12 protein-coding genes and 1 pseudogene are annotated in these 11,371 nt (G+C 66.3%); 12 read left to right on the top strand and 1 reads right to left on the bottom strand.

Going from position 1 to position 11,371, the window contains the following annotated elements; genetic code table 11:
* The 11 genes from FJY88_08495 to FJY88_08445 all read left to right on the top strand — a co-directional run.
* The coding region (locus FJY88_08495; GenBank protein ID MBM3287371.1) for a flippase-like domain-containing protein at positions 1–670 on the top strand (670 nt) is incomplete at its 5' end.
* Between the two features lie 341 nt (positions 671–1,011).
* Positions 1,012–1,761 carry a hypothetical protein gene (locus tag FJY88_08490; protein ID MBM3287370.1) on the top strand — a complete coding sequence of 250 codons (750 nt, stop codon included), beginning with the start codon at positions 1,012–1,014 and terminating at the stop codon, positions 1,759–1,761.
* Between the two features lie 348 nt (positions 1,762–2,109).
* Positions 2,110–2,613 (top strand): Rrf2 family transcriptional regulator, encoded by a 504-nt coding sequence (locus FJY88_08485; protein MBM3287369.1) that lies wholly within the window; start codon positions 2,110–2,112, stop codon positions 2,611–2,613.
* A gap of 4 nt (positions 2,614–2,617) precedes the next feature.
* Positions 2,618–3,451, top strand: coding sequence for a Fe-S cluster assembly ATPase SufC (sufC, locus tag FJY88_08480; GenBank protein ID MBM3287368.1), 834 nt, complete (start codon positions 2,618–2,620; stop codon positions 3,449–3,451).
* Positions 3,452–3,457: 6 nt separating this feature from the next.
* A complete protein-coding gene (gene sufB, locus FJY88_08475) occupies positions 3,458–4,918 on the top strand; it encodes a Fe-S cluster assembly protein SufB (protein ID MBM3287367.1) in 1,461 nt (486 codons plus the stop codon).
* Positions 4,915–6,195: a Fe-S cluster assembly protein SufD gene (gene sufD, locus FJY88_08470; GenBank protein MBM3287366.1), complete on the top strand. Its 1,281-nt coding sequence runs from the start codon at positions 4,915–4,917 to the stop codon at positions 6,193–6,195. Before sufB ends, sufD begins: the two co-directional genes overlap by 4 nt.
* Entirely contained in the window at positions 6,192–6,509 is a 318-nt protein-coding gene (locus tag FJY88_08465; GenBank protein ID MBM3287365.1) for a non-heme iron oxygenase ferredoxin subunit, read from the top strand. Before sufD ends, FJY88_08465 begins: the two co-directional genes overlap by 4 nt.
* A 43-nt stretch (positions 6,510–6,552) precedes the next feature.
* On the top strand, positions 6,553–7,791 hold the full coding sequence (locus FJY88_08460) for a cysteine desulfurase (protein MBM3287364.1): 1,239 nt from the start codon (positions 6,553–6,555) through the stop codon (positions 7,789–7,791).
* Positions 7,670–8,260, top strand: a complete 591-nt coding sequence (locus FJY88_08455; protein MBM3287363.1) for an SUF system NifU family Fe-S cluster assembly protein — start codon at positions 7,670–7,672, stop codon at positions 8,258–8,260. Before FJY88_08460 ends, FJY88_08455 begins: the two co-directional genes overlap by 122 nt.
* Positions 8,257–8,607, top strand: coding sequence for a metal-sulfur cluster assembly factor (locus tag FJY88_08450; protein MBM3287362.1), 351 nt, complete (start codon positions 8,257–8,259; stop codon positions 8,605–8,607). Before FJY88_08455 ends, FJY88_08450 begins: the two co-directional genes overlap by 4 nt.
* A 174-nt stretch (positions 8,608–8,781) precedes the next feature.
* Positions 8,782–9,522 carry a hypothetical protein gene (locus FJY88_08445; GenBank protein MBM3287361.1) on the top strand — a complete coding sequence of 247 codons (741 nt, stop codon included), beginning with the start codon at positions 8,782–8,784 and terminating at the stop codon, positions 9,520–9,522.
* Between the two features lie 707 nt (positions 9,523–10,229).
* On the opposite strand, the pseudogene FJY88_08440 reads toward FJY88_08445, so the two are convergent.
* Positions 10,230–10,322: pseudogene (locus FJY88_08440) on the bottom strand (RNA-binding protein).
* 80 nt (positions 10,323–10,402) lie between these two features.
* Between FJY88_08440 and FJY88_08435 the strand changes: the two are divergent.
* Positions 10,403–11,323, top strand: a complete 921-nt coding sequence (locus FJY88_08435; protein ID MBM3287360.1) for a hypothetical protein — start codon at positions 10,403–10,405, stop codon at positions 11,321–11,323.
* Positions 11,324–11,371 lie beyond the last annotated feature (48 nt).

The following is an 11,371-nucleotide window of genomic DNA, read 5'->3' as shown; positions in this document are numbered from 1 at the left end:
GGCGTCCTGGACCCTGTCGATCTTCACGCCGTCCAAGGGGGGGGACCTCGCGAAGGCGTACTTCCTCAGGGGACGCTTCCCCGTGAGCTCGGTCCTGGGATCCGTTCTTGCCGTGCGCCTCGTCGATACTCTCGTCCTGCTGGCCTTCTGCCTCGCCGGGTCGCTCGTCTTTGGATGGCGGGCTCTGTCGATCGCCTCGGCAGTCGTCCTGGGCCTCGGTCTGGCCGGCGCGGCGGGACTCCTCGCGATCCGCTTGCCTGTGCCCGCCCGACTGCGCCTCAAGGTTGACCGACTCCTCGAGGCGGTCCGGGTCCTCGCCAAGCGCCCCCGACTGCTGCTCATCGTCGCCCTGCTGGCAGCGGCCAACTGGTCCGCGAGCATCGCGCAGACCTGGCTCTTCTACCGCGCGCTGTCGGTGGCGGTCCCCGTGGCCCAGGTCGTCGCGGCGTTGCCCGCCGCGATCTTCGTGGGGCTCCTTCCCGTGACAATCGCGGGAATGGGAACGCGGGACGCCGCGCTGATCCGGCTCATGGCGGGCCATGCGCTCCCCGCCGTCTCCTTGAGCGTGGGCATCCTTTACTCGCTCTGCGGCTACTGGCTCCCCGGGCTCGCAGGGTTGCCGTTCCTCCGGTGGGCGCTCGGCCGGGGGAAGTCGACGGGTGAGCCATGAAACGCCGCGGCCAGACGCGCTTGACTCGATTTGCGAAGCGAGCATGCGGACCGCGAGGCTTGCTGACCCCGACGGCTCCCTCCGCCCCGCTATGTTCGCGTTCGCGGCGCGGGGCTTCGGGAGTCCGTCGGGGTACGCGCGCAAGCGGCCGCTTGACAGGCCTTCGCGGATCCCACTCCCTGGCGGCGGCCGAAAAACACTTGGCGGTGTCGCGATCAGCGGGGCTTCCGAAGCGGCGACCCGATGCCTCGCAGGTTTCTGAAAGTGAGCGTTCTCGCGGTTTCGAGCCGTCCGCTTCCGGCTGAGCGAGCGATTCCTGTACTGAGAAGGGGAGGGATCTCATGAGATCGAAGGCAGTGGGATTAGCGCTTCTCGTGGCCTTCACATTGGCCGGTCCTGTTGTTGCGCAGGACGAGATGGGGATGGGGCCGAGCTTCACCTTGTATGGAGGGCTTTCACTTCCTCAAGGGGACTTTGGCGACGACTCGGGGTCGGACGCGGGTCTTGCAAAGACGGGGCTCGGGATTGGTTTTGAGGGGGACTTCCCCCTCAACTCGCCGGGGCTGTCGGTCACGGGGAGCATCTTCTTCCTCATGAACGGCGTGGATGAGGATGAGATCGAGGATGCGCTCGAGGGGGAATGGTGCTTCGGCGAATACGGGGAATACGTCTGCGCGGAGATCGACAACTTCGATGTCGGCTCCTACTACAATGTCCCTATATTGGTGGGGCTCAAGTACGAGGCCGAAACATCGCCCGGTTTCAGCATGTTTGGGTTCGGGCAGGTCGGCATGAACATCCTGAAGTTCCCGAAGTATGAGTTCGACCTGGAGTACTGCGAATACTCCAACTGCTTCAGAGGCAGCTCCGAGACGACCTTCGACATGGGAACGAGCTTCGGGTTCTCCATCGGGGGAGGAATCGTCGTAGGGCAGAAGGGGGTCTTCGGTCTCCGGTACCTCTCCTTGGGTGAGCCGGAGGTCGATGGCGAGACCGAGGTGTCGATAAGCGGCTACTCGGGGCGCGGAGAGGATTTCGAGGCTGAACAGTCGGTTTCGATACTCCTCTTGTTCGCGGGGGTGCGCTTCTAGAGAGACGCGAGGCGGCGCAGGCCGCCACCCCTTGGCGAGCCCGCGAGGCGGGATCGGATCCCGCCAGCCAGAAACGGGCTGATCTTGCCTTGAGCCGTCGCCGGATTGGACCGGCGGCGGCTCTTTCCGTGGCGTCCGAGGGCAATCTGCCTGCGGCGTCCGAGGGAATCCTGCCTGGGTGGACGGCCAGGGCCCCCCGTATTTGATTTCATGGCAATGCGTTGAGGACGAGGGGCCGGCGGGGCGCGTGAAACTATTTATTGACTATATAGTGAAGATTACGCATACTGCGGCTAGGAGAGGGGCGCACATGGACTCGGCGACAAGGGGCGTAACCGGGAGGATCCAATGAAAGTCACTGCCGGTGAGGAATACGGGCTCAGGTGCCTGATTCAACTCGCGCGCGGCAACGGTGGCGGTCGCGGACTGACGCTGTCCGAAATCGCCGCGCGGGAGGGGATGCCGATCCCGAATACGGCGAAGCTTCTGCGCCGGCTAAGGATTGCCGGGATCGTGACCAGCGTGCGAGGCCGCACCGGCGGCTACACGCTCGCGCGCCCCGCCGACGAGATCAGCCTCGCGGATGCCCTCATCGCGCTGGATGGCCCCGTCTTCGATCGCCGCAACTGCGCGAGCTACACAGGGAGCGAGCGCGTCTGCGTTCGCGCGAGGGATTGCTCTGTCCGCTCCTTGTGGATCGCGGTCGAGGATCTCGTCCGCTCGGCCCTCGGCAAGGTCACTGTCGCCGATCTCGTGACCACGGAGGACGCGGCGCGGCAACGGCTCGGGAGCAAGTGGGAAGGCGACGCCGTCCTCGGAGTGAAGGGCGCGCGCGAAGCAGAGGAGGCCTAGAGGGATGAGAGAAGCAGACAGCAAGGGCGCGATCTTCGCCTGCGAGGATGTCCATGTCGCCGTCCAGGGGAAGGAAGTCGTCAGGGGCGTGAGCCTCGAGCTGCGAGCCGGGGAAAAGGTCGCCCTGATGGGCCCCAACGGGTCGGGCAAGAGCACCCTCGTGAGCACCCTCATGGGGAATCCCGCCTACGAGCTGACGCAGGGGAGGATCTGGCTCGCGGGGGAGGAGATCACCGGACTCCCGGCCGACGAGCGCGCGCGGCGCGGCCTCTTCCTCGCGTTCCAGTATCCTGTGGCGATTCCGGGCGTGAGCGTTGCGAATGTGATCCGCGCCGCGGTGAACGCCCGCCGCGGAACGGACGTGCCGATCCGAGAGTTCCGCAAGGAGCTGGCCGAGGCGATGGCGCTCCTGGGAGTCGAATCGAGCTTCCCAGGACGTTCCCTCAATGAGGGCTTCTCCGGCGGGGAGAAGAAGCGGATCGAGGTCCTCCAGATGGCGATGCTCAAGCCGGTCGTCGCCCTCATGGACGAGACCGACTCGGGCCTCGACATCGACGCTCTGCGAACCGTGGCCCACGGCATCAACTCGGTCTGCGGGCAGGCCTCCGCAGTCCTGCTCGTCACCCACTACCAGCGCCTCCTCAACCATGTCATGCCCGACCGGGTGCACGTCCTGATGGAGGGGAGGATCGTCGAGTCGGGAGGGGCCGATCTGGTGGGGAAGCTCGAGTCGCTCGGATACGACTGGATCGAAAAGGAAAGTAACGGCCCGGACCTCGTGACGAGCGTGCCGGACGGCGCCGCGGCGAAGGCCGAGAGGCCCGGCGTCGAGAGGTGACCATCGATGGATGAGAGGAAGCAAGTAGCGCAGGCGCCGACCGCTGAGGCGAGGCGACCGCGTCCGGAAGCGGATATCCGCGGCGACTACGCCGAGAAGTGGGGCTTCCGCGACCCCGAAGAGTACTTCCACAAGGGGCGCAAGGGCCTCGATCACGAGGTGGTCGAGATGATCTCGCGGATGAAGAAGGAGCCGGACTGGATGCGCCGGCTGCGGCACCAGGCTCTCGACACCTTTCTCGAGAAGCCGATGCCCCGCTGGGGAAACACGGCGCTACTCGAGTCGATCGACTTCGAGGACATCTACTACTACATCAAGCCGATCGAGGAGCGGGGACGGACCTGGGACGATGTCCCGGACGGCATCAAGAAGACCTTCGACCGCCTCGGCATCCCGGAGGCCGAGAGGAAGTTCCTGGCGGGCGTCTCGGCCCAATACGAGTCGGAGGTCGTGTATCACTCCGTCCAGGAGAATCTCACCAAGCAGGGCGTCCTTTTCATGGACATGGACAGCGGCCTGCGCGAGCACCCGGAGATCGTCGAGCGCTACTTCGCGACCGTGATCCCTCCGAAGGACAACAAGTTCGCCGCGCTCAACAGCGCCGTCTGGTCGGGGGGCTCGTTCATCTACGTGCCGCCCGACACGAAGGTCGAGATGCCGCTGCAAGCCTACTTCCGCATCAACGCCGAGAAGATGGGGCAGTTCGAGAGGACGCTGATCATCGCGGACCGGGGATCGAGGGTGCACTACATCGAGGGATGCACTGCCCCCGTCTACTCCACCGACTCGCTCCACTCGGCCGTCGTCGAGCTGATCGCCATGGAGGGAGCCTACATCCGGTACACGACGATCCAGAACTGGTCGAACAACATCTACAACCTCGTGACCAAGCGGGCGGTCGCGCACAGGAACGCGGTCGTCGAGTGGGTCGACGGGAACATCGGCTCGCGCCTCACGATGAAGTACCCCTGCGTCTACCTCGCAGGCGAGGGCGCGCGGGGCGAGATCCTCTCGGTCGCCTTCGCGGGGAAGGGGCAGCATCAGGACGCAGGCGCCAAGGTAATCCACGCAGCCCCGAACACGAGCAGCACCGTGACGTCCAAGTCGATCTCCAAGGACGGAGGCCGCTCCTCCTACCGAGGCCTGGCCAAGGTCCACAAAGGGGCCACGAACTGCAAGGTCTCCGTCCAGTGCGACGCGTTGATCCTCGATTCGATCTCCCGCTCCGACACCTACCCCACGATGGAGATCGAGGAGGACGATGTCCGGATGGAGCACGAGGCGCGCGTGAGCAGGATCGGGGACGAGCAGATCTTCTACCTGATGAGCCGGGGTTTGAGCGAGCAGTCCGCGCGCACGCTGATCGTGAACGGGTTCATCGAGGCGTTCACGAAGGAGCTGCCGATGGAGTACGCGGTGGAACTCAATCGGCTCATCGAGATGGAGCTGGAGGGATCGGTCGGATGACCGGAGAACGCATGATCCGGGAGGAGGCGCGGGAAGGTTCGAGCGCCGTGGGGTCGGCGAGCGGCGGGTCGGGAGGGAACGCCGGTCCGATCGGGAGCGGTTCGGAGTGGCTCAAGCGCTCGCGCGAGGAGGCATGGAAGATCCACGACGGGCTTCCGATGCCCGATCGGGCGCGCCACCTCTGGCGCTACACGGACCCGGCCGCGCTCTTGCCGGAAGCCGCGCTCATCCCTCGGGCGTCAGTGGAGCCTCGGGCGTCAGCCGAAGTCGTCCTCTCCGAGTCGGCCCGCCGCGCGGGCGCGATCGCCATCCCCTTGGTCGACGCGATCCGCGAGGACCACACGCTCGTTCGCGAGAAGCTGGGCGCGCTGGTCCCGTCCGTCTTCGGAAAGCCGGAAGCCCTGAACATGGCAGCATGGAGCGCGGGGCACTTCGTCCATCTGCCTGGCGGAGTCCGGATCGAGGATCCGATCCGCCTGATCAGCGCGCCGCCGCGGGGCTCCTTCCGCGCCTTCCGGCATCTGATCCTGGTCGAGGAGGGCGCCGAAGCGACGATCGTGGACGAGTCGCGCGGGCCGGACGGCCGAGAGTCGTCGTGGGCCAGCATGGTGACCGAGCTCTTCGTCGGGGAAGGAGCCCGGGTCCGCTACGTGAGGCTTCAGCGGCTCGGACGAGGAGCGGTCGCCCACGCGACCTTCCGGGCGCGGCTAGGGCGAGATGCAAGTCTGCGGACGGCGATCGCCTCGATCGGCGGAGGATTGTACAAGGCGGATCTCGGCGTTCTGATGGACGGAGAGGGAGCCGAGAGCCGCATGTCGGGCTTCGTCCTGTGCGACGGGGCGCAGAGGGCGGACCATCACACGGTCCATGACCATCGTGTCGCCCGGACCCACAGCGACATCAACCTCCGGGTGGTTCTCGGGGGCCGCGCGCGCTCGGCCTACACCGGGCTCATCCGCATCGCCGAGGAGGCCCCGTATTGCGAGGCCTTCCAGGAGAACAGGAACCTCCTTCTGTCCGACGGCTGCAGAGCCGAGTCGATTCCCGAACTCGAGATCCTGACCGATGAGGTGAGATGCAAGCACGGCGCGACGGCGGGTCCCATCGACGAGGACCAGCTCTTCTACCTAGAGAGCCGGGGCCTCTCGCGGGCGAAGGCGACGGAGATGGTCATCCTCGGATTCCTCGAGGAGACGCTGAGCCATCTCGGCAGCGATGAAACCGAAACCATCATGGGCGAGCTCGCCGCGCGCGCGGCGGAGATCACGAGGCCATGAGCACGGCATACACGCAGGCGATCCGCACGGATGAGATTCCCGCAGGGGAGTGCCGCGCCGTCACGATCGGGCAAGATAGGGTCGTCGTGTGCAACGCCGGCGGGGAGTTCTACGCCATCGAGGACGTTTGCTCCCACGACCAGAGTCCGCTGGACGCGCAGAGGATCGATGAGATGGCCATCGAGTGCCCGCGTCACGGCGCCCGGTTCGACATCCGCTCGGGGGTGGCCCTCCGCATGCCGGCGATCGCGCCGGTTCGGGCCTTCCCGACCAAGGTGATCGGAGATCACGTCTATGTCGGCCTCGACGCGTAGGGACGGGAGGCTCGAGGCCGGCGGCGGCCCGACGGCGGCTTCGCTGGACGTGGCGCGGATACGCGGCGACTTCCCGATCCTGCGGCGCGAGGTGAACGGGCGACCGCTCGTCTATCTCGACAGCGCCGCGACGACGCAGAAGCCCCAGGTCGTCATCGACGCGCTCGCCGATTACTACGCTCGGTCGAACGCCAACGTGCACCGAGGAATCCACAAGCTCGCCGAGGAGGCGACCGAGGCCTACGAAGCCGCGCGCGCGCGCGTCGCCCGCATGATCGGTGCCGACGACCCGCGGGGAGTGGTATTCACGCGCAACGCCACCGAGGCGATCAACCTTGCCGCGCGAGCCTGGGTCGAGCCCCGGCTCCGGCCGGGCGACGAGATCCTCCTCACGGAGATGGAGCATCACAGCAATCTGGTCCCCTGGATCATGATCGCCAGGCGGGCGGGAGCGGTTCTCAGGCATGTTCCGATCGACGATGAAGGGCATCTGATCCTCGATCGGCTCGAAGACCTGATCGGGCCGAGGACGCGCATCCTCGCCCTGACGCATGCCTCGAACGTCCTCGGCACGATCAACCCGATCACGAGGATCGTCTCGATCGCCCGAGCGCGCGGAGTCCCGGTCCTGCTGGACGGAGCGCAGAGCGTGCCGCACCTGCCGATCGATCTACGCGATCTCGGCGTCGACTTCCTTGCCTTCTCGGCGCACAAGATGCTGGGTCCTACCGGCGTTGGCGTCCTCTGGGCCCGGCCCGATCTCTTGGAGGAGGCGGAGCCGTTCCTCGGGGGCGGGGAGATGATCCGGGAGGTCACGCTCGATGCGGCCACCTGGAACGAGATCCCGTGGAAATTCGAGGCCGGCACGCCGAACATCGCGGGAGTCGTCGGATTCGGAGCTGCGCTCGACTACCTCGAGTCCATCGGCATGGATGCGATCCGCGCGCACGAGATCGAGCTGACCGGCTATGCGTTCGAGAGGCTGTCGGCGATCGGAGGACTCCAGATTCACGGCCCTCGGTCGCCGGCCGAGCGGACAGGGGTGATCTCATTCTCGGACGCGACGGTCCATCCCCACGATCTGGCGACCATCCTTGACATGAACGGGGTAGCCATCAGGGCGGGGCATCATTGCGCTCAGCCGCTCATGCGACGGCTCGGTGCGCAGGCGACCGCCCGCGCGAGCTTCTACCTTTACAACGACGCGGCGGACGTGGACGCGCTCGTCGCGGCCCTTTCGGAGGCGAGATCCTACTTTGGAGAAGCCGTTCGCCGAACTTGACGCGCTCTATCGGGATGTCGTGCTGGATCACTATCGGAGTCCGCGCGGCAGGGAACCGCTGCCCGCTCCGGACGTGCAGCGCCGCGGCTTCAATCCCGTTTGCGGGGACGAGGTGCTCGTCGCGCTGGCGATGGATGGCGACGTCGTGCGGGAGGTCCAGGTGAAGAGCCGCGGGTGCGCGATCAGCGTCGCGTCGGGATCGATGCTGGCCGATCTGCTTCCGGGAAGGACTCGGGGAGAGGCCGAACGGCTGATCGAGGCGTTCCGCGCTCTGCTGCGCGGAGAGGAGCCCGCCGGCGATCTGGATCTCGGGGATCTCGATGCACTGAGAGGCGTGGCCAGGTTTCCCGTGCGGATCAAGTGCGCCATGCTTCCCTGGATGACTCTTCGCGAGTCGCTGCGCGCGCGTGAGCGGGGTGGAGAGGACGCGCAGGACGCCGCGGCCACAACGGAGGAGGCGCGCGGGTGAGGGAATCGGGCGGGAAGAAGGCCGACTCCGGCGTTCGGATCACCGAGGATGGGATCCGTCAGGTTCTGCGCCCCGTGACCGATCCCGAGCTCGGTCTGTCGATCCTCGATCTCGGCCTCGTCTACGGGATCGGCATCGATCAGGATGCCGGCGAGGTCACGGTCACCATGACGCTGACCAGCCAGATGTGCCCCATGGGACCTCAGATCCTCGGCGCGACGGAGATGGCGGTCCGCCGCGCCGCCGGTGTCCGGAAGGCCAAGATCGAGCTCGTCTGGGAGCCTCCCTGGGATCCGCGCAAGCACGCGTCGGAGGATGGAAAGGCGTTCCTCGGGATCTGGGACTGACCTGGGGCGCGCGGCGCGCGATCACTGTAGCCCCCCCGCCGTCATCGGCGATCCTGCTTGACCCATCAGCGCAGTCTCGCGATAGTGGGGCGCGCGAAGTCCGAGGCCCCGCCCAGGTCGCGCGGCCTGGAGCGCCGGGGCGATCGAGCACTACCGCACAGGAGGCCGCGAGTCATGAAGCACATCAGGAGCATCCCCCTTGCCGCTTTCGCCCTCCCTCTCTGCATGGTCGTCGTTCCATGGGCTTCGCGCGCGGATCAGACCTATTTGTCGGTCACCTTCGACGACAAGGAGATCGACGCCCCGCTCGGAACAGGGGGCACGGCCATCGGCGAAGCCACCTGGATTGGCGACAAGGTCGATGCGATCGTCCGATCGACCCCGTTCCCGACCCCGTGTCTCGAAGTTCACGACACGGATGTCCCGTACCCGCATAACTTGGGCTTTGAGCTTCCCACCGCGTCGGTCTCGACCGGCCTCGTCGTGATCATCATGGATCTCTGGTACGAGCAGGTCGGCGAGAGTTGCCAGCCCTACATCGAGCTCTACCCGGCCCAGTGGCAGGCACTGCTGCGCATTCGGCCGCAGAACGACGGCACGATCACGTTGACGGATCTGAGCGGGACGGCGGCCGAGGGGATTCCCTGCCCGACCGGGCGGCCTTTGCCGATCCTTGTGGCCTTCGACATGGATGCGGGGACCTACTCGGCATGGCTTGATGGTTCGCAGGTCGTCGCCGACCGGGCGCATGGCAACCCGAACAGGAACTTCTACCGGGTCCTGATCAACACATCGTCGGGCACCGATCCCGACTGCCGCTTCTGGATCGATCAGATCCGCGTGATCGACTGGATGCCGAGCGTCCCGACGCGGGCGACCACCTGGGGGACGCTCCGAGCGCTCTTCAGGGACTGATGGAAGTAGGGTGGGCGCGGCGAGGCAGCGCGCCCGCCCGTTTCTCGGGCGAAGTCAATCCGGTCTAGCCCCAGTTTCTGCCTCCTACTACGGCGCTTGCCTGCCCTTGGATTCAGTCGAAGTTGAGACCCCGAGAACCGCCTCGGCCGGTGACGCCCGGACGGACCGGGCGATGGAGCGGGACGCGGGTGGATTTGGTATGATGCTGCTGCGCTGGCTTCAGCACCTCGCGACGCAACCGGTTGCTAACGATCCCTGCCTCTGCCTGGTGGCCGGGGGAGGGGGGCCACCGCGGGAGGTGACGCCATGAAGCTCAAGCCGACCATCCTCGGTACCGCCGCCGCGCTGCTCGTGCTCCTGCCCCCGGCTCCTCGAGCCGAGGAGACGCAAGAGAACGAGGTCGAGATCGAGTTCAACGTCCTCTGCAACGCGAACGGCGAGCTGGATGCCAAAGAGGGCACCACGGTTCGCGTGGAGGTGGAGGACAACGCCGGAAACGTGACGGTCCTCACCTACACGTTTCCCCAGGGATCCCACGCGCGAGCCGTCACGACCTACTTCGCCGACGCCCTCCGGCAGAAAGGGTTCAGCGTGGACGGGCCGCGGCACGACGACGGACAGGCAAAGTCCCGTCTAAAGATCAAGAACGTGAAGAAGGTGAGGGTGGGAACATCGCTCAATGGGAAGCTGCCTGTCGCTTTCTTCGTGCCGCCGCCACCGCCCGGCCGGACGCCACAGCCCACTCCCCCGCCCGTGATCACGGGCCGGCTTCCGAGGCTTCCCAAGCCGACGCCACCCCCCCCGGCCGGTGCCGACAGGGCGGACACCCGCGCGACCGACGACATTCCCTCCACACGGGCCGGGGTCGATCCAGATCCTCGTGACACAGGGTGACGCCTCGGGAGGAACGGGCGGGACGACGACCAACAAGGTCACGATCTCGGTGTCCGCGACCCAGGGCGGCCAGGAGATCGTCCTCACGGAGGAGTTCGAGAGGGGAACGAGCGCAACGGAGATCACGAGGCGGCTCCATCAGAAGCTCGTCAATGCCGGATTCGACATGAAGCCGTACCAGCCTGGCGACACGCAGCTCTTCTTCAACAAGGTCACGAAACTCGACGGCGCCTATTCCTCCGGAAGCGCCAAGACGACATTTGGATGGGGTGAAACGCCCGTGGCGATCGACGACAGGAAGTCGGCAGTCAGTGGTTACATCCCCCCACGGTTCGCCGTAACGGGGCAGTATCAGGTCATCCGTCCCGAGTTGGGGCGGCTCAACGACTACATCGAATGGATCAATGCCACGTGGGATGGAGACATCGGCGCCCTTCGCACTCTCCAGGGGGGAGGCATTGAGGCAAGTCTGTTCTTCGCACCCCACGTTGGTGTCACGGCGGGCTTCCAGATGGCGCAGGGAAGCGCGTCCGGACGCAGCGCCGGCGGCGCGTTTCGCGCGAAGATCGAGTTGAGCGGAGGCTACGTCCTGCTCCTCGGGCGATCACCTCTGGGAGTCGCGGGGATCGGCATGGAGGTTGGGGCAGGCGCGGGTTACATGAGTGGGCGGTACATCGAGACCGAGGAGAGCTGGCGGCAATCGGGAACGGACAGCGCGGTCGGCCTCGAGGCGTCGCTCCGACTGGACCGGGTCGTCACCGGCCACCTAGGCATAGTCGGTAGCGCGGCTTATCGGACTCTGCGGCTCGACGACTTCGATCTGACGTGGGTCTCTCCGGGCGATCCCCCCGTCGACCTCGATCTGAGTGGGACGAACTTCGGGCTGGGCGTACGCTACGTGTGGTGAGCGGCCGCGATCTCTCCGTACGCCAAGTGATCGATCGTCTCGCTGCCC

This window comes from Candidatus Eisenbacteria bacterium (genome assembly GCA_016867495.1).
In the GTDB taxonomy this organism is placed as follows: Bacteria; Eisenbacteria; RBG-16-71-46; order CAIMUX01; family VGJL01; genus VGJL01.
Note: the sequence above shows the minus strand (reverse complement) of the source record. Positions and strands in the feature narration are given on the sequence as shown.